Raw genomic sequence first — 21,606 nt, forward strand, 5'->3', positions numbered from 1 at the left:
GAATTTTGCGTTAAGGATTGAACGGCTTTTTTGAGCTCTTTTTTATTTTTCATAAAAAAAGCGAGTAGTGAAAGCCTGTTAAAACGCCCACTTCTAGATACAATTTTGAAAAAAAATCAAAATCACTCGAAGCAGTTTATTCTTTAAACCAACTAGAATATTTTACATAATTATTGGCAATTCTATCTATTTCTCCTGAAATTAATTCTTGTGAAATATCTTTCACTTTTTTGGCTGGCACGCCTGCATAAATGCTTCCACTTTCTACTTTAGTATTCTTGGTAACTACTGCGCCTGCTGCAATTATGGAGTTAGATTCTATTATACAATCGTCCATAATTATAGAGCCCATACCAATTAAAACATTGTCGTGAATTGTGCAACCGTGTACAATTGCATTGTGCCCAATTGAAACATTATTACCAATGGTTGTTGGAGATTTTTGATACGTTGCATGGATTACCGCGCCATCTTGAATGTTGACTTTGTTGCCAATTTTTATATAATGTACATCTCCACGAATTACTGCATTGTACCAAATTGAACATTCTTTACCTAAAGAAACTTCTCCTAAAATAGTAGCATTTTCTGCTACAAAACAATCTTCTGGTATTTGTGGGTGTTTTCCGTTTACTGTTTTTATAATTGGCATTTTTTTTATTTAAAATAAGATAGCAAATTACTCTTTTGAGACGCAGAAACCAAAATTTCTTTTCCGTTTGAAACAATTACACTTCCTCCTTTTCCTTTTTTATATTTGGTAATTGCATTTACATTTACCAAATACGATTTATGAATTCTAGCAAACGTGTGTTCTTTTAAAGCGTCTTCAAAATACTTTAAAGTTTTACTCACTAATTTTTTTGAATTTGCTAGATGAATTTCTGTATAATTATCATCTGCTTTGCAGAAAACAATATCATTAATATCTAAAACTTCGAAACCGTCTTGTTGTGGAATTGTTATTTTTCCTGTTGCCGAATTTGCTTTTGGTACTAATATTTGATTTTGTAATTGGTTCTCTTTTTCTTTGATTTCTGAAACAATATTTACTGCTTTTATCAACTCATCTATAGAAATTGGTTTTAGTAAATAATAACTTGCATGGTTGTTTAAAGCTTCTATTGCATAATGATCATAAGCAGTTACAAAAACGATTTCAAAAGTTCTGTCTACTACTTTTTCTAACAAATCGAATGCATTACCATAAGGCATTTCTACATCTAAAAAAACTAGATCTAATTCGTTTTTTTGAATTAAATTATAAGCGTTTTCAATATTTTCTGCTTCACCAACTAAATCAACATTTGGGCAATACTTACCAATATAATTACGGAGAATATCTCTGCTTACTTGTTCGTCTTCTACTATTATTGCTTTTAGTTTCATCCTATTTTCTTTTCAATAACAATTCAACTTTTGTTCCTTCTCCGTTCTCTAAAACATTAGAAACTTGTACAGAAATTCGATCTTTGTACATATCATTTAAAATAGCAATTCTATTTTTTATAGTACTCATTCCTTTAGATTTCTGTTTTAATTGATGTTGTGTTTTTAAAGCTTGAGATTGTTTTCTACCAATTCCATTATCTATAATTAAAATTGATACTGTTTCTGCATTCTTTTGTTTGATAGAAATTTCTAAATTACCTTTCTCTTTTCGGTATCGTAAACCATGCCAAATTGCGTTTTCTATATACGGCTGCAACAACATTGGTGGTATAGAAAACTGTTCTAAATTAATGTTTTCATCAACTTGTATTTGATATTCGAATTTATCTTTAAAACGATTATGCTCTAGTTTTACATACAATTCTAACAACTCAATTTCTTTGGTTAAGGAAATAAAATCTTCATCAGAATTTTCTAAAACAGAACGCATTAAAACAGAAAATTCAGACAAATAACGATTTGCATTTCGCTCATCATTTACAGCAATAAAACTATTTACAGAATTTAATGCATTAAAAATAAAATGTGGATTCATTTGTGAACGCATAGATTTTAACGCCAATAAATTATTTGCTAATTTTTGCTGTTTGTTATTTCTGTACATAAAATAAACCAACAATAACAGCAATAGAAATCCGCCAATTAAAGAGTAAATAATCTGTCTTTGTCGGCTATTACTTTCTTCAGACAATTTACTATCTATATATGCCAAACTGATTTTACTTTCTGCCAATTCCTTGTCTTTCTCTAAGCTAGAAATTCTATTTTGATTGTCTGATATTTTCTTTGAAAAACGTTGTACTTGTTGAATTTCTTGTTCTTTTCTAATATAAGATTCATCTACCAATTCTACATATTCCTGATAACTTTTTAGTGCTTTATTATATTCACCAACATTTGCATATACCTCCGATAATTTTCTAGTAGCATCTTTTTCTATAACAATATCTTCATTTTTATCAGCATCTTTTATACTCTTTATAAGAAACGGAATTGCGCCTTTATAATCTTCTTTTTGTATGTAAGCGTTTCCTATTTTATAATTTATTTTTTGTGAAGTAATAGAATCTGATTGTATGCTTTTTTTTCTTTTTGATGTGTTTTCAATTTCTGTTTTCTTTAAACTTTCTTTTCGAAGTTTAATTTCATCATCAAAACGATTTGATTTATTATAAAAATCGGCAACTTTTTCTTCTTCTTTTAAAGCTCTATTTACATTTTCTTTTTCGGCAAGATTTAAAGAATTATTAAATTGAATATTTGCTTGAGATAGATTTCCTTCAGCCGCAAAAACGTCTGCTAATTTTGAATTTAAATCTGTAATTTTTGGAGTCACAAAATTGTCTTTTGCAATCTGTAAACCTATGTCATAATTTATTTTTGCTTTATTGTATTTTTTTTGAACAAAACCAATATCACCCAATCCTTCTGCAACAAGAATTCGTTGGTAATTACTTAATTTTTCTTGGTTGATTTCTTCATAAGACTTCTTACTAGCTTCATATTTTTTCAATAAAAATTGCGCTTTTGCTAAACCTAATTCTGCAATTACGTTTTCTTTAATTTGAATAGAAAGTTTATAGTTATTTAGGGCTAAATCATACTGTTTCCAATACAAATAAATGTCTGCTAATGTTTTGTATGAAGCTGAATTTCGTTCTCTAGATTGTTTACTTTTTAAAGCTTTTTCAATAAAGTTTAAACTTTTATCGATATCTTCTTTTTTATAAAATTTTGCTGAATCTAAATTTTGATGATATAAACTTGCATCATCAAAAACTTCTTTAGAAATAGAATATTTACGAACTCTAGAACTGCTTCTTGTTGGATACTCTTCTACCAAAATCTTTACATCTTCATCAGATTTTATAATATAATAAACAGTATCAAAATCTGGATGCGTAATTCTTAATTCATCGTTTATTTTTGCCTCTATTTTATAATTACTGGTAATTTCAGAATATCTAAATTGCTTTTCATTTATATAAACTTCTGCATTTTTTATATGTTTTCCTGTTGCATTGTCTTCTACAACAACCTTCACAAAAAACTCTTTTACAGCATATTCTGTAGTATACTGTTGCGAAAAAGCACCAATACTTAAAAGTAAAAAAAGGACTGTTATGTATTTTTTAATATTCATTATTTCTTTCTTGATGTAAACATACACACAAAAAAGCATCCAAAAAAATGATGATTTATCATTATACAGATTTAAACAACTTAAAAACTGCGTTTACTCAATTGTTGTTCTCTTTCACTCATTAAAAAGGTGTGTTTACTCATTCTGATTTTTTTAAAATAAAAGTTGGTATTAATATTGAAGTATTAAAAATACATAAATCTATAAAATGAAAACTTTAAAACTACTTGCTATACTTTTATTCACAACAAATTTATTAAGTCAAACCGATACTAATAATATTCCATTTATTGAAGTAACTGGAAAAGCAGAAACAGAAATTGTACCAGATGAAATTTATTTAAATATCTCAATAAAAGAGAGAATGGAAAATGGAAAAAAGCTAAAAATAACTTTTTTGGAAAATGAATTAAAATCAAAATTAAGAGAAATTGGTATTCCAGAAAAAAATCTTTCAATTTCTGATGTTAACGCAGTGCTATCTAAAACAGGTTGGTGGAAAGAAGAACTATTATCGATTGCAAACTATACACTTAAAATAAAAGGAGCAGATAAGTTGAAGAAACTATTTGAAAAATTAAAAAAACTTAAAATTTCTGATATTAACATCTCAAAGGTAACACATTCTAAAATTATAGAACTAAGAAAGAAAAATAGAATTAAGGCAATAAAAGTAGCTAAAGATAAAGCAGATTATTTATTATCAGCTATTGGCCAAAAAACCGGAAAGCCAATAATTATAAACGAAGTTAATACAAATAACCAGCAAATCTATGCGAATGCCAATTACATTAGTTCATCGTCTTCCTCTTTTGGGGTAAGTAAATCAAGAGGGTATTCAAATGAAATAGTTCAATTCGAAAAAATAAAAATTTCTTCTTCTATTTACGTGAAATTTAAAATCAAATAAAGAATAACATCAACCCAAACTTTTAATAATCAATAAAATCTAAAAACAGTTTATCATGAAAAATACAGCATTAAAAGTTCTGGCAATTCTTTTGTTAATTATTACAACCAATAGTTTTGCTAAAGACAAATCAACATCGGAAGATCGTAAAGACCAAACCATAAAAGTGGCGCTTTTATTAGATACAAGTAGTAGTATGGATGGTTTAATAAACCAAGCAAAAGCGCAACTTTGGGAAATTGTAAACGAACTTTCGTACGCTAAATACGGAATTAAAAAGCCTAATTTAGAAATTGCTTTGTATGAGTATGGTAACTCTAGGTTGTCTTCAAAAGAAGGCTACATTAAACAAGTTTTACAATTTAGTAATGATTTAGATGAAATTTCTGAAAAACTATTTTCATTGACTACAAGTGGTGGAAGTGAGTTTTGCGGACAAGTAATTCAAACGTCATTAAATGAGCTTTCTTGGGGTAAAAACAAGAATGATTTACGACTAATTTTTATTGCAGGTAACGAACCTTTTACACAAGGAAAAATTAATTATAAAGATGCAATTACAAATGCAAAAGAGAAAGATGTAGTAATAAATACTATTTTTTGCGGAAACTACAACAACGGAATTTCTGGTATGTGGCAAGATGGTGCCGTTTCTGGTGGTGGAGATTATATGACTATAAATCACAATAAAAAAATTATACACATTGTTACTCCATATGATAATGACATCATTATTTTAAATAAAAAATTAAACAGAACCTATATTTATTACGGAGTTGAAGGATATACAAAATATTCAAATCAAAGTAGACAAGATTCAAATGCAATGTCTTTAAATAAAGAAGTTGAAGTAAAAAGAGCTGTTAGTAAAAGTTCTAGATTATATAACAATTCTACTTGGGATTTAGTAGATGCTGACAAAAAGGAAAAAATAAATTATGCTATAATTGAAAAAGAAAAACTTCCTAAAGAATTGCGAAATAAATCTGCATCAGAAATAAAAATTTATGTAAAAAAGCAAGCGAAAAAACGTGCAGAAATTCAAAAAAAAATTAAAGAATTAGATACAAAAAGGAGAAGCTATATTGCAAAACAACAACAAAAAGGCAGTAAAGATAATGAGCTTAATAATGTTATGATTAAAGCCATTAAAAGACAAGCCAAATTAAAAAATTACTCTTGGTAAGATTAGTTAGTTGATTTTTTTAAAAAGCCTATAAATTAAATTTTATGGGCTTTTATTTTGTTAATAAGTGCTGACCGATAGCAATTGTATTGCTTTTTAAACCATTTAATTCTTTAATTATAGCTACTGTAGTTTTAAACTTTTTGGCTATAGAATATAAAGTATCATCTTTTTTTACTTCGTAATAATTCCCAATAGTATATGCAGGTTTATTTTCTTTTTTGTTAGATTTTTTTATTTTGAAATCCTTTTTATTCACCTTATCGAATTCGTATAATTTATAGTCTTCAATAATTTTTATTAACTTATTTGGGTATTTTCTATCCGTTGCATAACCTGCTTTTTTCAATCCTTTTGCCCACTTTTTATAATCTTTTTTCCTGTAGTTAAACAAGAATGCATAACGTTTCCTTTTGCTTAAAAACGCTGAATGATCACTGTAAGAAGTTTCTACATATTGATATTTTCTAAAACATTCTTGTGCTTCATCATCGTCATGATAAACACGTTCTCCTTGCCAACCTGTGTGGCATTTTATTCCAAAATGATTATTAGATTTTAACGCAAGTTTGCTTCTACCTCTTCCAGATTCTAAAATTCCTTGCGCTAACGTTATACTTGCAGGAATCTTATGTTCATGCATTTCCAAAACCGCAATTGGCGCGTACTTTCTTATGTAAGATAAAGTTTGTTTGTTTAATCTTGGATTCTTCTTTACTAACTTTTTTGTGATTTCTTTTTCATTAACAGAAGGTAATTTTACGGGTTTAGGTTCATTTAAAACTACACCAGAATTTTTATTTTTCTGATTTGTTTTTTTACTAGAACCACAGCTTGCTAATATTAGTAAGCAAAGACCATAAAACACAACCCTTAACTTCATAAAACTTCAATTAGTTGTTGATTATTTTTTTCTAAATTTTGATTAAAACCTTCAATTCCTTGAATTCCACCTGTATGAATTGCTAAAATTTTAGTTCCTTCTTCAAAAGTATCTTTTTTAATTAAATCTAAAATTCCGAATAACATTTTACCCGTATAAATTGGATCTAATTGAATTTTAGTTTCTTTAGAAAACCAATTTATAAAATCAATTAGTTGATCATCATATTTTGCATATCCGCCAAAATGATAGTCCTTTTGTAAACTCCAAATTTTATTATTAATTGTATACTTTTTAATTTCTTCTGATAAAAAACTCCCTTTTAAAGCAGGAAAACCAATTGCTTGTTGTTTTCTCTTCAAAGATTTTATAAGTCCTGCAATAGTACCACCAGTTCCAACAGAAGCACAAACGTAATTGAATTGCTTATCTTCTTTTGTTAAAATTTCTTGACAACCATCTACTGCTAAAAAATTTGTTCCACCTTCTGGAATTAAATAAAAATCGCCCCATTTATTCTTCATTTTTTCAACAAAACCAAAAGAAGCTTTTTGTCTGTATATTTCTCTAGTTACAAAATGAAACTTCATTCCTTGCTCATGAGCTGCTCTTAACGTAGGATTTTCTTCTAAAGTTTTGGTAAGGTTTTTACCTAATTCCTCTCCTCTAATAATACCAAAAGTTTTTAAACCTTCTAATTTTCCTGCAACGGCTGTTGCCAAAATATGATTAGAATATGCACCACCAAAAGTAAGTATTGCTTTCTTCTTTAGTTTTTTTGCTTCTGTAAGATTATATTTTAATTTTCTAAATTTATTACCCGAAACAAAAGGATGAATTAAGTCTTCTCTTTTTATAAAAAGTTCAATTTTCTTTTCTTCCAAAATTGGAAGAAAAACTTGTTGGTTATTGGAGATGAAATTACCGCCGAAAAAAGAATTATCTGTATTGCTCAATCTTATTATTTTATTGTTATTCCCGTGATTAAGGAATTTTAATTTAGTCTATTATATATGTGTTTCACCTTATAAATAATAAATTGACGCTATAAATATAGTCATTTACAATTCTACTATTTATTATTGGTTTCTGTTTTAGTTGAAATAATCAGATAATTTTAAGAAAAAGTAGCAATTTCTGCTTCTACTTTCTCCCAATTTTCCATCAAAGAATCTACTGTCGCTTTCTTCGCTTTGTATTTTTCAAAGAAGTTTGGTCTTGCAGAAACTTCATCGTAATTATTTGCTAATTCTAAATCAATTTTTGAAATTTCTTTTTCTAAATCTGCAATTTCAGTTTCAATTTTAGACAGTTTATTGTTTAGTTTTTTCAACGCTTTTTCTTGGTCTCTAGATAATTGATGCGCTGCTTGTTTAGAAGTATCTTTTTCCACTTTTACAACCGTTCTTTTTTCTGCTTCACGTAAATTTTCAATTTTGTGTTGCTCCAAGAAATAATCAATATCACCTAAATATTCTTTTATTTCTTTGTCTTTAAATCCATAAACGGTTGTTGTTAATCCTTGTAAGAAATCTCTATCGTGAGAAACAACAATTAGAGTTCCGTTAAAGTTATTTAAAGCTTCTTTTAAAACCGTTTTTGAGGCAATATCCAAGTGATTTGTTGGCTCATCCATTATTAACACATTAAAAGGTGATAATAATAATTTACACAATGCCAATCTATTTCTTTCTCCACCAGAAAGTACTTTTGCTTTTTTATCTGCAGCATCTCCACCAAATAAGAAAGAACCTAACATATCTCTAACACGTGCTCTGTTTCCATCAGTAGCAGCATCTTCCATGATTTCTAATACTGTTTTTTCTGGTGGTAAATGCTCTGATTGATTTTGAGCAAAATACCCAACTTGCACATTATGACCTAGTTTTAAATATCCTTCAAAAGGAATCTCGCCAACCATCATTTTTGCCAAAGTAGATTTCCCTTGCCCGTTTTGACCAACAAAGGCAATCTTACTATTTCTTTCAATCAATAAATCTACACCCTCTAAAACGTGTTTATTACCATAGCTTTTAGAAAGACCTTCTGCTTCTACAATAATTTTACCTGGATCTTTAGATACGTTAAAACGCACATTCATGGCTTGGTTATCATCCTGGTCTACTTCAATTAATTCAACTTTATCTAGTTGTTTCATTAAAGATTGCGCCATAGAAGCTTTGCTCGCTTTTGCTTTAAACTTGTTTATTAAATGCTGTTTTTGCTTTATTTCTTTCTCTTGATTTTTTTGTGCTTGTAATTGCTTTTCTTTGATTTCTCCTCTTAATAATAAGAATTCTGAATACGGTTTTTTATAATCGTAAATCTGACCTAAAGAAATTTCAATAGTTCTGTTAGTTACATTATCTAAAAACATTTTATCATGAGAAACCAACACAATTGCACCAGAATATCCTTTTAAGAAATTCTCTAACCAAATAATAGATTCAATATCTAAATGGTTTGTTGGCTCATCTAATAATAAAATATCATTGTTCTGTAAAAGTAATTTTGCCAATTCTATACGCATTCTCCAACCTCCAGAAAAAGTGTCTGTAAGCTTGTCGAAATCTTCTCTTTGAAAACCTAAACCTTGTAGTATTTTTTCTGTATCTCCTTGGTAATTATAACCTCCAAGCAGTTCATAACGTTCTGTTTTTTCAGTTAAATCTATAATTAATTGGCTGTAAGCTTCACTTTCGTAATCTGTTCTTGTAGCTAACTGCTCATTAATTTCATCTAATTGAACTTCAATTTCTTTAATCTCTTCAAAAGCTTGGTACGCTTCTTCTAAAATAGTTCTTCCTTCTACAAAATCTATATCTTGTCGTAAAAAACCCATGCGAATGTCTTTGTCAAAAGCCATAGTACCACCACTCGTTTCTATATCTTTAGAAAGCACTTTTAAAAGTGTAGATTTCCCTGCTCCATTCTTCCCGATCAATCCTATTCTATCTCCTTTATTAAGTTTGAAAGTAATTCCAGAAAACAAATCAGTACCCATAAAGGAAACTGTTAAGTTGTGTACATTTAACATAAATATTGTGTAATTTTGAATTTGCAAAACTAACTAAAAAAATGCAGTTAACGATGGTTAAAAAAGGAACAAAGTTGTTTAGTGTTTTAAACGGAAAATGCCCAAGATGTCATGAAGGAGATTTCTTTTCAAATGGTTTTACTTTTAAGCCATCAAAAATCACTGCTATTCATGAAAATTGCCCTAGTTGTAATTTAAAATATATGATAGAACCTTCTTTCTTTTACGGTGCTATGTATGTAAATTACGGAATTACAGTTGGTATTTCTATTGTTACTTTTTTGATAACTAAACTTATTTTTAATGCTTCATTATTGCAGGCTTTTGCTACAATTTTCCTCGCCTTAATAGTTTTAGCACCCATAAATTTGCGTTTATCTAGAATTCTTTGGATAAATATGTTTGTTAAATTTGATAAAACGAACTCTAATAAATAAATATAATATTATTTTTTTGGCGTTTTAACAGGCTTTCACTGCTCGCTTTTTTGTAAAAACAAAAAGAGCTCAAACAAGCCGTTCAATCCTTAACGCTTTTTGCAAATCTAAAAAAGACAGTTCTTTAATTTTATGCTTTTATTACAATAAAGTTATTTAGTATTCTTATCTATAAGATGTTTAAAACGATTGATATCCACTCCTTCTTCTATCTCTTCTCCTTTTTCTAAATGATTAAACAAGTTTTTAGCAACTGTTGGTGCAATCATAACTCCACGTGTTCCTAAACCGTTTAATACTATTAATTGAGAGTATTCTGGGTGAATACCAACCAAAGGTCTTCTACCAGAAACGGTAGGTCTTATTCCTGCAGATTGAGAAACAATAGTATATGGCACGTTAATTACTTTTTTTAATTTCTCAACCAGCTCTTCTTTTCCTTCTTCAGATGGATTAGATGTTTTGTCTGTCCAATTAAAAGTTGCGCCAACTTTATACAGGTTTTCCCCTAAAGGAAGTACAAAGAGTGTAGATTTTAATAAAAAATCGATATTTAATTCCTGTGCATGAATCGTTAATAATTCTCCTTTAGCTTCATTTAATGGTAAATAACTAAAATACGGATTTTCCTTAATTCCGAATCCTTCACAAAAAACAATTTTACTTGCTTCTATATTTTTGTATTGAACCGCACCTTCTTTAAATGCTATTTGTTGATGTTCAAATTTTTCGAATCTAATTTTTTCTTCGTTTTTTAAATAGTCCCTGTAACTTTCTACTAATTTTTTTGTATCTATTCTTCCGGTTTCTTTTACATTTCCAAAACTAAAATCGGCAATAACGCCGTTGTATTCTTTAGTATCTAAATTACCATCTAAATAATCTACCAATTTGGGTTTGTCTAAAGCTTCGAACCAATTGTTTTGGTCTTCTATAGATTTAAACGCTTTTTTGATGACAAACTTTTGGTCTATTTTTATGTTTAGTTTTTCTTCTATTTTTTTATAAAACGGAAGCGCAACTTCTAATTGTTCTTTAGCGTTCCAAACTGGAGTAAATCTTTTTAGAATTACTGGATTATAAACTCCGCCTGCAACTAAAGAAGAAGTTTGAGAATCGTCTTCAAAAACCATGAAAGTATTATTTTTTGCTGCTAATTCTTCTGCAAATGCCAAACCTGCTAATCCTAAACCAACAATAATATAATCTACTTTCATAATTTTAAAATAACTTTAATATTTAGTTTTTCAAAAAAAAACAAACAAGTTTAGCCCTGATTAACTTCGCTTTAATATTTTAATTGAGTCGTTGAATGCTAGCATTTGTAGCATTTGTTTGAGCTCTTTTTGAGGGACGAAAAAAAAGCGAGTGCGAAAAGCAGGAAATAGCTACAAACAAAAAACGCTTGCTTTCGCAAACGTTTTTTTATTAGTTCTATGTTGGATTCCTGTTTTCACAGGAATGACTGTTTTAATTGAATCTCGAAATAAAAAATTCGAGTAACGTTTTTCAATTAATAATTCCACATATCCATTTCTCTGTCTCTAATATTTTCTTTAATCTTATTTGCTTCTAACAGTTGAAATAAAGAATTACCACGTACATAATCTGCTATAGCTCTGTTACCATAGATATTTTCTTCTCGTACAATAACTGAACTAAACCTTCTTGCATTTAACAAATGATCAAACGAAATTGGTTGAGAAGCATTTTTTGGATTGAATACTTTTGCGTCGTGCAAAACATCTCTTGCTGATGGAAAGAATACCCAAAACAACTCATACAATTGCTCGTCTTCAATATCTTGAACTCCTAAAGTCTGTACATCTTTACCCATAGGTGCTAATGCTAACAATCTGTATTTAAGTTCACCTTGACGTTTATCGAAATACCACATTCCTTTAATCATGTAACCTTCTACATCTTCTGTCTGAAGCGTAATTGTATCTGTATAACCACCTTCTTCTCTAACACTTATTAGTCTAGAATCAATCTCATTTTGAGTGATTTTTGAAGTAAAAAAAGAATCTGAATATGCTTCTTTAATTTTACCTTGTTTAATTCCTTTTATCAGCGTATCAAACAAAGATCTTCTGTCTGTAGATATATTTGTAGTATCTATAGGAAAATAATATGGTAAGTTTATTTTCTGATTTAAATCTACAAATTCCCAAACAACTTTAGACCAAAGTACATCTCTATCATCTACGTAACCGTAAGGAATAGGGCCATCATTATCTGCAGCTAATTGCTGTTCGTTTTTCTGCCCTATTTGATCTACAGTTTTTGAATTTAGTAAGTTTGCTTGCGCATTTATTGAACCACTTATAGTCAAAGCGAAAAATAGTATGAAACAATTTTTAAACATATTCTTTTTTTTTACTTCTAGTTTGTTAATTCTATATTAACTGGTAATACTTTTTTAAGATTGTAACCATTAGCTGTAGCCTTAATACCATAAATATTAATGATATCTCCTCTTTTAGCTTTTGATAATTTTTGTTTAGCAGCAGCAGTTAATTTATTTCCATTAACTATAATAGTTAATTGTCCTGGTACTTTAATTTTAAAGCTTTTAACTTTAATATTTAAATCGAATTCAAAATCTGGTAAACCTGCTGCAATTGGTGCATTTGCTAAACCACTTTTTGGCATTCTTACTGTACCGTATTGTTCACGTACAGAACCCATAGCTGCAGGTATATCTTTAATTCTAAAGGTTGCTTTAGAATTAACGGTTTTACCACTACTTAATTTTGCGCTTACGTTTATTACTGCTACTTTTCCGCCTGCGGGTCTAATACTAAAACCTTTTCCTTTTCTTGTTAATTTACCACCTGAAGCAGAAACTTTTAAGTTATTAGAGCTAACTCCTGGTAATGAAACAGAAATAGGGTTGTCTAAACCTCTATAAACCACATTCATTTTGTCTGCAGAAACAACTGCACTACTTGGCTCTGGTATTACAGAATAAGAACTTTCAAACGGCACCTCAACTACTTCTCCATTTTGAGTAAAAGCAATTTTTCCTTTAATATCATGATTACCAACTCTACCAGCAGGCATATCTATAATTACTTGACCAGATTGAATATTTTTATAATCTTTACCATTTAAAGTTACATTATCTGGCACCATTGTAGCATCATAACGACCTAAAACTATTTTACCTGTAACTTTCTCGCCAGCAAAATAAGCGTTCTTATCTAACGCAACAATACCTTTATAATTGTTTAATGATAGAGCTTCTTCTAATTTACCACCTAATAAATCTGATACAATATCACTTTCTGTGTTTTTGATATCAGCTTGCATTTGAGTAATGTTTGTTAATGAAGCTACTAATGGGAAACCTTTATAACGATAATCTAACCATTTAATAGTTTTACCATCTCTATTTGTATCATCGTTTGTAGAAAATCTTTTTGCTAAAATTGGTACAAACTTGCTATCACTTCCTAAAACATTTGTAACATTAGTTCTATAACCATTAATTTGATCTAAAAACGCTTGACCTTCTGGAGTAAACTTATCACCTTTAAAGAAGTATTCGTCTAAAAAAGCAGTTTTATCCATTGCCTCATAGTCGTTTTTATCATCGATATCAGCAGTCATTTTTCCTTTTAATTCTTCTAAAGAATTATAAAAATCAGAAGAAAAACCTTTTATTTTATCTGCTTGTATTTTTAAAGGTCCAAATTTAGCAGCTTGTTCAGAAGCTTTAGTCGCTAAATTTGCATACGCCTCATTATTCTTTGCAGTTGTTGATGTATTATTTTCTGTTAACTTTTCGTTCATGAAGCCAAAAGCTGATAATACTTCTTTACTCATGTTCATTGCTAACATAGCAATAAATACAAGATACATTAAGTTTATCATCTTCTGTCTTGCGGACATTTTTCCTCCAGCCATTCTAATTAGTTTTTTAAGTTAGTATTCATATTAATTGAACTAATTATTATTTAGACATTGCAGAAAGCATACCTCCATAAACACCGTTTAAAGAAGATAAGTTTTTTGCTAAAGATTCCATTTGTTCTTTTAATTTTTCAGTATTTTCTACAACTGCACCATTTAATTCTGATTGTCTTGTTGAGTTTTCTACTTGAACTTTATACAAACTATTTAATGTTTCCATTTGAACAGCAGCCATAGATACTTGTTCATTATATTTATTTGTTGATGAAATAGATTCTGATGCAGCAGATAATCCTTCCGCAGCTCCCTGAAAGTTTTTCATACTTGTACCTAAACTTGTCATTAGTGAAGAATCTATATTAGCTTCTTGTAATAAATTATCTAATTTTTGAGATAATAACCCTTGAGCACCAACTTCTTTTTCAGACTCAATACCATCTGCTCCTAATTCTGGATATACTTTAGACCAATCTAAATCATCTTCTGGAGTATCGAATGCAGAAATAGCAAATACCAATGCTTCAGTAACTAAACCAATTGTTAACATTATACCACCTGTTAATGGTCCTATAGAAAAATGCTGAATTTTAAATAAAGCTCCAATAATTACAACGGCCGCTCCCATTCCATATACGAAGTTCATTGTTTTTTTGTAAGATCTTGACTGTGCCATAATATTTTTTATTGATTAGTTTTTTTATTATTAATTATTTGTTTGTAGTACCAATATAGTTTTGTACAGTTCTAAAGCCAATATAACTTCTTGCTGTATCTGCATATTCATAGTCTCTAGAACCTACTTCTAAAAAGTAAGCTACATCTTTCCATGAACCTCCACGTATAATTTTTCTTTTGTTTTTTCTATCTTCTACATTAGGATTCATAGTAGATGCCATATAGTAAGATGATAAGTTGTAAGCTGTATTTGTCCATTCAGAAACGTTACCAGCCATATTATATAATCCGTAATCGTTTGCATTAAACGATTTTGCTTCCATAGTATATAAAGCACCATCTACTGCATAATTACCTCTTACTGGTTTAAAGTTTGCTAGAAAACAACCTCTATCGCTAGTTGTACCTCCTGTACCCCAAGGATACGTTGCAAATTCTAAACCTCCTCTTGCTGCATATTCCCATTCTGCTTCTGTTGGCAGTCTAAAGTCTGGCACTGAAGTTGCATTTTTTCTTCCTCTTAAATAATCGTTTTTCTTTTTTGTTCTCCAATTACAAAAAGCATTTGCTTGTGCCCAAGTAACACCAACTACAGGATAATCTCCATAAGATTGATGATAAAAATAATCTTGGTGCATTGGGTCATTATAAGAATAATTAAAATCTTTAACCCAAACAGTAGTATCTGGATAGATGTTTAAAACTTCTGTTTCTACAAAGTCTTTTCTATCTCCACCTTTTCTTGCCGCATTATCTCTATCGAACCAGGAATATCTGTATTTTAAAAACTTCGTATTAAAAGATCTAATACCGTCAACAGCATCTTCTCTTGGAATAAATAAAGAATCCATTACTTCTACATAATCCATATCAGGAAAATCTTCTTTTTTCCAAAGAATATCAGCTTCCCAATTTAAAGGTTTTATAGAATCGATTCCATCTCCTAAACTCCAATAGTTTTCGTACATATACCTCTGGTAGGCATTTGCATCTGTAGTATCTGCAACCGCAAAAGCGTATTCGTGAATTCCGCCAGATAAACCTGCACCTGTAGGGCCTGGTGTTGCGCCCATGGCAACAAATTCTTGTTGGTATCCTAATCTTGTTCTTACAACAGAATCTCTAACCCAAAAAACGAATTCTTTATATTCATTATTTGTTACTTCAGTTTCATCCATATAATATGGTCTTACCGTAACTGTTTTTGTTGGTGCGTTCATTGTACCAATAATGTCTTGGTCTTGTTTTCCCATGGTAAAAGAACCGCCAGGAATTAAAGACATACCAAACGGTTTCTCTGAAAACCACTTTTTCTTGGCTTTTACACCTACTAATTCACCCCTATCATTAGAGCCACAACTGTAAAAAACCGTTATTAAAAGTGCAAAAATTGCTGCTTTCTTCATATGCTAAAATATCTTTACTAAAAAGTTCGTAAACCTATTATTTTTTTTGCTAAAAAACAATGACAAATTGCTTTTTAACTTTCTGTTTTTAATTTTTCCTTTATTACACTAGCTTTCTCATTGCCTTATACCATTTTTCTGGAATAATTTGTTTAGTTGCATCTGTGTAATCTTTATATGTACATGGTATTAACGCATGTCTTTTGTATTTATTATTTGATAAAATATTTATTTCTATCCACCATCTTCCAGATTTGTTACTTTTATAGAAAGTAATTGGGTCATCATCTTCTAATAAAACTGTAAATTTCTGATAGTTTTCTTTTCCAGAAAACGGATAATCCTTTACTCTAAAATTCACTCCTTCAATAAAATACCAAATCATTTGCGCAATTAAATGTGCTGTCTGATGATTGTTATCATGCCTAGAATTATATTCGTAAATCCCAAACGAAGATACTTTATCACTAATACCTGCATATCTAGAAATAGCACAAATTTCTTCACCATAAAACCCATTTGGCGAAGCATTATTGTTTGCCGGAGCTTCATTTTGTCTTATTGCACCAATATCTATAGAAACAATATCTGCATTTCTAAATGCTGGTTCTATATTTTCTAACTCTTTTGCTTTACCTAATCTATGTGCATCAAAAAACAAACTATCTAACAATCTAATTTCTTCTTGTGAATTAAAATAAGTTTGATACCCAACATTGCAATAGTTAAACAAGTTGTTTGGTTCTTGCATAATTATTTTACTCAAATAAGATTGCGATGTTAATTCATTATCTAAATTACCTAAATCGAATCTACTATCTACTGCTGCAATATTTACAGATTGCTCTAAAGTATCATAAGCTCTATAATTTACATAAGTAATATCTTGACCTCCACCAATAATAACCGGAATGATATTCTCTCTCAATAAATGAGTTATTATTTCTCTAACTGCAAAATAGGTATCTGAAACTGAATTCCCCTTTTGAACGTTTCCTAAATCGGCAATATTTGTATGCCAATCTCCAGGAAATAATTGATATAATTTTTTTCTGATAAATTCTAAACCTTCTCCACAACCAAAATTGTCTTGAGAATTTCTATCTTCTTGAACCCCAAAAATAGCTATTTGAACATTTCCTAACTCAGGAAAGCCTTCTTCGGTTGTATGAATTCTAATTTTTTTACCCAAACATAAATCTGACTGCAACACTAAATGTGCCGCAACCGATTCTTTTACAGGGGTTAAAAAGTCTAGGTTCATTAATTTTCTTTAATAGATAGGCAATATAAAAAATCCCTACTTCTTTTTGGTTGTTTTTTTAGCTACAGTTTTCTTTTTAGTTGCTTTTTTCTTTGGCGTTTTTGCTTCAATCATTTTAACTGCCTCTGCTTTAGAAAGTTTTTCTATTTCTGTAGTCTTTGGTAATTCTATTTTAATTTTTCCTTTTAAAACATTAAAACGTCCCCAACGTGCTTTTTCTACACGAATACCAACGTCTTCCCAATTATGAATAACCTTATCTATTTCTTTCTGTTTTTTAACTTCAATTAACTCAATAATATCATCATCAGTAAGGTTATCAAAATCGTATTTTTTATTTACGTTGATAAAAATCGAATTCCATTTTAAGAAAGGTCCAAAACGTCCAACTCCTTTTTGTACAGGTAAATCTTCATAATGGTAAATTGGTGCATCTGCTTTTTGCTTTGCAACAATTAATTCTTGAGCTCTTGGCAAATCAACCTCCATTGGGTTTTCTCCTTTATCTAAAGAAACAAACATAGTACCGAATCTTATATAAGGTCCAAAACGTCCATTAGAAACAATTACCTCTTCACCTTCATAAGAACCTAACGTTTTTGGAAGCAAGAACAATTCTAACGCCTCTTCCATTGTTATGGTTCCTAAATTCTGATCTTTATTTAAACTTGCAAATACTTTTTCTTCATCTTCTGGCGCACCTATTTGTGCAATTGGCCCGAATTTACCTAAACGAACTAAAACAGTTTTCCCAGTTTCTGGATGCTTACCTAAAATACGTTCTCCGCTTTCTCTTTCAGCGTTTTCCTTAACATCTTCAACAATAACATGAAACTTGGTATAAAAACCTTTTATCATTTCTATCCAATCTTCATTTCCTTCAGAAATATCATCAAAAGAAGATTCTACTTTAGCTGTAAAACCAAAATCTAAAATATTAGAGAAGTTTGCAACTAAAAAATCATTTACAATGTTACCAATATCCGTAGGAATTAATTTATTTTTATTAGAACCTGTTTTCTCTGTTAAAGATTGACTTCTTACTGCTCCTGCAGTTAAAATCATCTGCTCATAATTTCTTTCTAAACCTTCATCATCTCCTTTTTCTACATAACCTCTTCTTTGTACTGTAGAAATTGTTGGCGCATAAGTAGACGGTCTACCTATACCTAATTCTTCTAATTGTTTTACCAAAGAAGCTTCTGTAAAACGATATGGTGGACTTGTAAAACGTTGTGTTGCGTTTATAAATGTATAATCTAAAGTTTCGCCAATTTTTAATGTTGGTAGCATTCCTGCTTGTTCTTCTTCATCATCATCTTTTCCTTCTAAATATACTTTTAAGAATCCATCAAACTTTATCATTTCACCATTTGCAGTGAAGATTTTTGAATTTTTAGAATTCTCAATTTTCATATTGGTTCTCTCTAAAAGTGCGTCACTCATTTGAGATGCCAATGTTCTTTTCCAAATTAAATCATACAATCTAGTTTGATCGTATTCAGTATCAATGGAGTGCATTTTCATGTTTGTAGGACGAATTGCCTCATGCGCTTCTTGAGCACCTTTTGCTTTCGTTTTAAAAACACGTTGTTTGCTATATTCTTTACCGTAATAATTACTAATTTCTTCTTCGGCAGCATTTCTTGCGTCTACAGATAAGTTTACACTATCTGTTCTCATATAGGTTATTAAACCTGCTTCATATAGACGCTGTGCAACTTGCATCGTTTTACCTACCGGAAAACCTAATTTACGAGATGCTTCTTGCTGTAATGTTGATGTTGTAAATGGTGCTGCTGGAGATTTTTTTGCTGGCTTTTTAGTTAAATCAGCAATAGAAAAACCTGCATCTGCACAAGAAGTTAAAAAATCTTCAGCTGTTTTTTTAGAATCGAAATTCTTTGGAATCGTTGCTTTAAAAGTTTTTCCTTCATTATTAGAAAACTCTGCTACTACTTTATAATGCGTCTCTGCTTTAAAGTTGATAATACTACGTTCTTTCTCTACAATTAAACGCACTGCAACAGACTGCACTCTACCTGCAGATAAACCTCCTTTTACTTTACGCCATAAAACTGGCGACAATTCATACCCAACAAGTCTGTCTAAAACTCTACGTGCTTGTTGTGCATTTACCATGTTATAGTCGATATCTCTTGGGTTTTCGACTGCTTTTAAAATGGCATTTTTTGTTATTTCATGAAAAACAATACGCCTTGTATTTTCATCTTTTAAACCTAATTGCTCTTTTAAATGCCAAGCAATTGCTTCTCCCTCTCTATCCTCATCACTTGCTAACCAAACAGTATCTGCTTTTTTTGCTAAAGCTTTTAACTTTTTAACTACAGGTTTTTTATCGTCTGAAATAATATATTTAGGGCTAAAATCCCCGTCAACATCAATCCCCAATTCTTTGGATGGTAAATCTGCAATATGCCCATAACTAGATTCTACTTGAAAATCTTTTCCAAGAAATTTTTCTATGGTTTTTGCTTTTGCTGGTGACTCTACAATTACTAAATTCTTTGCCATGTATCTTTTTTTACTCCAATTGCGCATTAAAACTACGCCTATTTTGGTTTGCAAAAGTATGTAGTTTTTTTTTATAATTTTTTTTAAAACGCTTTTTTACTGCAATTTTATCTCAAAAAAACTTTTCTAAAAACTATTTTCAACCAAAATTTGCTATTATTTTTAATTAAAATAAAACTATTTCGTCCAAAATTCTAAAGCTTTAATTGCTTTGTACCAACCTTTTATGTTTTTATCAATTTTATCTCTTACCTCTAAAGGCTTAAACTCTTTATCTACTTGCCAAATTTCTTGAATTTCTTTTTCGCTTTCCCAAAAACCTACCGCTAAACCTGCTAAAAAAGCTGCTCCCATTGCTGTGGTTTCAACTATTTTTGGGCGGATTGTTTTCGTATTTAAAACATCTGCCTGAAATTGCATCAACGTATTATTTATAGTTGCACCACCATCTACTCTTAATTCTTTTATTGATGTTTCTGCATCTGCTTCCATTGCTTTTAAAATATCCATAGATTGATAAGCGATAGCATCTAAAGTTGCTCTTGCTATATGCGCATCTGTAGAACCTCTTGTTAACCCAAAAATAGTTCCTTGTGCATTTTGATTCCAATACGGAGCTCCCAAACCAGCAAAAGCAGGCACAAAATAAACACCACCTGAATCTTTTACGGAATTTGCCAAAGCTTCTACTTCAGAAGAATTTCTAATTATTTTTAACCCATCTCTTAACCATTGTACGGCAGCGCCAGCAATAAAAACACTTCCTTCAAAAGCGTATGTAGTTTTATTATTAATTCTCCAAGCAACCGTAGTTAATAAGTTATTTTTTGATTTAATAGGTTTGTCGCCAATATTCATTAACATAAAACAACCTGTACCATAGGTGTTTTTTACCATTCCTTTTTTAGTACACATTTGTCCGAAAAGTGCCGCTTGCTGATCTCCAGCAATTCCCGAAATTGGAATATTACTCTCTAAAAAAGTTGATTCTGTATGTCCATAAATTTCACTAGACTGTTTTACTTCTGGCAACATAGACTTCGGAATTGTAAATAACGCTAACAATTCATCATCCCAAGACATGGTATTTATATTGAACAATAAAGTTCTAGATGCATTTGATACATCAGTAATGTGTTTTTGTTTTTTTGAAAAATTCCAAACCAACCAAGAATCAATGGTACCTAATAATAAATCTCCTTTTTCTGCTCTTTCTCTTACGCCTTCAACATTATCTAAAATCCATTTTACTTTAGTTCCAGAAAAATAAGAATCTATAACTAGACCCGTTTTCTCTTGAATCATTTTAGATTTTCCATCCTTTTTTAATTCATCACAATAATTAGCAGTTCTTTTATCTTGCCAAACAATTGCATTATAAACTGGTTCGCCTGTATTTTTATCCCAGACAACAACAGTTTCACGCTGATTTGTAATTCCTATTGCTGCAATATTTTTTACATCTAAACTTTTCATTGCAATACATTCTGCTGCAACATCAGTTTGTGTAGACAAAATCTCTAAAGCATCATGCTCTACCCAACCTGGTTTAGGAAAAATTTGAGTAAACTCTTTTTGAGTAACAGAAATAACAGTTCCTTTTTTATCAAAAACAATCGCTCTTGAACTAGTAGTTCCTTGATCTAATGCTAAAATATATTTTTCCATAAAGGTGAAGCTTTTTTCAATTCATCAAATCTATATATAAATTAATGAAAAAAGAAAATCTCTTTTTAAATATTATAAACTTGACTCTAATG

General features: G+C 30.0%; 17 protein-coding genes. 3 read left to right on the forward strand and 14 right to left on the reverse strand.

All coding sequences use genetic code 11. From position 1 onward, the window contains the following. Nucleotides 1-136: 136 nt before the first annotated feature. From V3V28_RS08395 to V3V28_RS08405, 3 genes are read right to left on the reverse strand one after another with little or no spacing between them, the layout of a single operon-like run. Nucleotides 137-652 carry a gamma carbonic anhydrase family protein gene (locus V3V28_RS08395; RefSeq protein ID WP_331364578.1) on the reverse strand — a complete coding sequence of 172 codons (516 nt, stop codon included), beginning with the start codon at nt 650-652 and terminating at the stop codon, nt 137-139. Nucleotides 653-657: 5 nt separating this feature from the next. Further along, nucleotides 658-1,389, reverse strand: a complete 732-nt coding sequence (locus tag V3V28_RS08400) for a LytR/AlgR family response regulator transcription factor (protein ID WP_331364579.1) — start codon at nt 1,387-1,389, stop codon at nt 658-660. Nucleotide 1,390: 1 nt separating this feature from the next. Continuing rightward, entirely contained in the window at nt 1,391-3,595 is a 2,205-nt protein-coding gene (locus V3V28_RS08405) for a tetratricopeptide repeat-containing sensor histidine kinase (RefSeq protein ID WP_331364580.1), read from the reverse strand. A 208-nt stretch (nt 3,596-3,803) separates the two neighbouring features. Here V3V28_RS08405 and V3V28_RS08410 point away from each other — a divergent pair, with 208 nt between their 5' ends. Continuing rightward, nucleotides 3,804-4,505, forward strand: coding sequence for an SIMPL domain-containing protein (locus tag V3V28_RS08410; protein ID WP_331364581.1), 702 nt, complete (start codon nt 3,804-3,806; stop codon nt 4,503-4,505). A gap of 55 nt (nt 4,506-4,560) precedes the next feature. Beyond that, nucleotides 4,561-5,691 (forward strand): vWA domain-containing protein, encoded by a 1,131-nt coding sequence (locus V3V28_RS08415; protein WP_331364582.1) that lies wholly within the window; start codon nt 4,561-4,563, stop codon nt 5,689-5,691. 52 nt (nt 5,692-5,743) lie between these two features. Here the strand turns inward: V3V28_RS08415 and V3V28_RS08420 are convergent, their stop codons facing one another. From V3V28_RS08420 to abc-f, 3 genes are all read right to left on the reverse strand, one after another. Next, entirely contained in the window at nt 5,744-6,574 is an 831-nt protein-coding gene (locus V3V28_RS08420) for a glucosaminidase domain-containing protein (RefSeq protein ID WP_331364583.1), read from the reverse strand. Continuing rightward, nucleotides 6,571-7,530: a 1-aminocyclopropane-1-carboxylate deaminase/D-cysteine desulfhydrase gene (locus V3V28_RS08425; protein ID WP_331364584.1), complete on the reverse strand. Its 960-nt coding sequence runs from the start codon at nt 7,528-7,530 to the stop codon at nt 6,571-6,573. Before V3V28_RS08425 ends, V3V28_RS08420 begins: the two co-directional genes overlap by 4 nt. Before the next feature lie 161 nt (nt 7,531-7,691). Continuing rightward, nucleotides 7,692-9,611 carry a ribosomal protection-like ABC-F family protein gene (gene abc-f / locus V3V28_RS08430; RefSeq protein WP_331364585.1) on the reverse strand — a complete coding sequence of 640 codons (1,920 nt, stop codon included), beginning with the start codon at nt 9,609-9,611 and terminating at the stop codon, nt 7,692-7,694. A gap of 53 nt (nt 9,612-9,664) precedes the next feature. On the opposite strand from abc-f, the gene V3V28_RS08435 reads away from it, so the two are divergent. After that, nucleotides 9,665-10,048 (forward strand): DUF983 domain-containing protein, encoded by a 384-nt coding sequence (locus V3V28_RS08435; RefSeq protein ID WP_331364586.1) that lies wholly within the window; start codon nt 9,665-9,667, stop codon nt 10,046-10,048. A gap of 152 nt (nt 10,049-10,200) precedes the next feature. On the opposite strand, the gene V3V28_RS08440 is transcribed toward V3V28_RS08435, so the two are convergent. The 8 genes from V3V28_RS08440 to glpK form a co-directional block, all read right to left on the reverse strand. Then, nucleotides 10,201-11,265 (reverse strand): NAD(P)/FAD-dependent oxidoreductase, encoded by a 1,065-nt coding sequence (locus V3V28_RS08440; RefSeq protein WP_331364587.1) that lies wholly within the window; start codon nt 11,263-11,265, stop codon nt 10,201-10,203. Nucleotides 11,266-11,561: 296 nt separating this feature from the next. Then, nucleotides 11,562-12,416, reverse strand: a complete 855-nt coding sequence (gene porN / locus V3V28_RS08445; protein ID WP_331364588.1) for a type IX secretion system ring protein PorN/GldN — start codon at nt 12,414-12,416, stop codon at nt 11,562-11,564. A gap of 17 nt (nt 12,417-12,433) precedes the next feature. Next, nucleotides 12,434-13,960: a type IX secretion system motor protein PorM/GldM gene (gene porM, locus V3V28_RS08450; RefSeq protein ID WP_331364589.1), complete on the reverse strand. Its 1,527-nt coding sequence runs from the start codon at nt 13,958-13,960 to the stop codon at nt 12,434-12,436. Nucleotides 13,961-14,006: 46 nt separating this feature from the next. Next, entirely contained in the window at nt 14,007-14,639 is a 633-nt protein-coding gene (gene porL / locus V3V28_RS08455) for a type IX secretion system motor protein PorL/GldL (RefSeq protein ID WP_331364590.1), read from the reverse strand. A 34-nt stretch (nt 14,640-14,673) separates the two neighbouring features. Continuing rightward, nucleotides 14,674-16,047, reverse strand: a complete 1,374-nt coding sequence (porK, locus tag V3V28_RS08460; RefSeq protein ID WP_331364591.1) for a type IX secretion system lipoprotein PorK/GldK — start codon at nt 16,045-16,047, stop codon at nt 14,674-14,676. A gap of 103 nt (nt 16,048-16,150) precedes the next feature. Next, on the reverse strand, nt 16,151-17,311 hold the full coding sequence (locus V3V28_RS08465; protein ID WP_331364592.1) for a formimidoylglutamase: 1,161 nt from the start codon (nt 17,309-17,311) through the stop codon (nt 16,151-16,153). A gap of 36 nt (nt 17,312-17,347) precedes the next feature. Further along, a complete protein-coding gene (gene topA, locus V3V28_RS08470; RefSeq protein WP_331364593.1) occupies nt 17,348-19,846 on the reverse strand; it encodes a type I DNA topoisomerase in 2,499 nt (832 codons plus the stop codon). Between the two features lie 177 nt (nt 19,847-20,023). Further along, the gene (gene glpK / locus V3V28_RS08475) at nt 20,024-21,514 is read right to left on the reverse strand and encodes a glycerol kinase GlpK (RefSeq protein WP_331364594.1); all 1,491 of its coding nucleotides are present in this window, start codon (nt 21,512-21,514) and stop codon (nt 20,024-20,026) included. Nucleotides 21,515-21,606 lie beyond the last annotated feature (92 nt).

The organism is Polaribacter sp., from assembly GCF_036480315.1.
Classification (GTDB): domain Bacteria; phylum Bacteroidota; class Bacteroidia; order Flavobacteriales; family Flavobacteriaceae; genus Polaribacter.

Excerpts from the sequence above, each read along its gene's own strand:
- V3V28_RS08420 (WP_331364583.1), bottom strand. The coding sequence starts at position 6,574 with ATGAAGTTAAGGGTTGTGTTTTATGGTCTTTGCTTACTAATATTAGCA.
- V3V28_RS08395 (WP_331364578.1), bottom strand. The coding sequence starts at position 652 with ATGCCAATTATAAAAACAGTAAACGGAAAACACCCACAAATACCAGAA.
- V3V28_RS08415 (WP_331364582.1), top strand. The coding sequence starts at position 4,561 with ATGAAAAATACAGCATTAAAAGTTCTGGCAATTCTTTTGTTAATTATT.
- abc-f (WP_331364585.1), bottom strand. The coding sequence starts at position 9,611 with ATGTTAAATGTACACAACTTAACAGTTTCCTTTATGGGTACTGATTTG.
- porM (WP_331364589.1), bottom strand. The coding sequence starts at position 13,960 with ATGGCTGGAGGAAAAATGTCCGCAAGACAGAAGATGATAAACTTAATG.
- V3V28_RS08465 (WP_331364592.1), bottom strand. The coding sequence starts at position 17,311 with ATGAACCTAGACTTTTTAACCCCTGTAAAAGAATCGGTTGCGGCACAT.
- V3V28_RS08405 (WP_331364580.1), bottom strand. The coding sequence starts at position 3,595 with ATGAATATTAAAAAATACATAACAGTCCTTTTTTTACTTTTAAGTATT.
- V3V28_RS08400 (WP_331364579.1), bottom strand. The coding sequence starts at position 1,389 with ATGAAACTAAAAGCAATAATAGTAGAAGACGAACAAGTAAGCAGAGAT.
- porN (WP_331364588.1), bottom strand. The coding sequence starts at position 12,416 with ATGTTTAAAAATTGTTTCATACTATTTTTCGCTTTGACTATAAGTGGT.
- glpK (WP_331364594.1), bottom strand. The coding sequence starts at position 21,514 with ATGGAAAAATATATTTTAGCATTAGATCAAGGAACTACTAGTTCAAGA.
- topA (WP_331364593.1), bottom strand. The coding sequence starts at position 19,846 with ATGGCAAAGAATTTAGTAATTGTAGAGTCACCAGCAAAAGCAAAAACC.
- porK (WP_331364591.1), bottom strand. The coding sequence starts at position 16,047 with ATGAAGAAAGCAGCAATTTTTGCACTTTTAATAACGGTTTTTTACAGT.
- V3V28_RS08410 (WP_331364581.1), top strand. The coding sequence starts at position 3,804 with ATGAAAACTTTAAAACTACTTGCTATACTTTTATTCACAACAAATTTA.
- V3V28_RS08435 (WP_331364586.1), top strand. The coding sequence starts at position 9,665 with ATGGTTAAAAAAGGAACAAAGTTGTTTAGTGTTTTAAACGGAAAATGC.
- V3V28_RS08440 (WP_331364587.1), bottom strand. The coding sequence starts at position 11,265 with ATGAAAGTAGATTATATTATTGTTGGTTTAGGATTAGCAGGTTTGGCA.
- porL (WP_331364590.1), bottom strand. The coding sequence starts at position 14,639 with ATGGCACAGTCAAGATCTTACAAAAAAACAATGAACTTCGTATATGGA.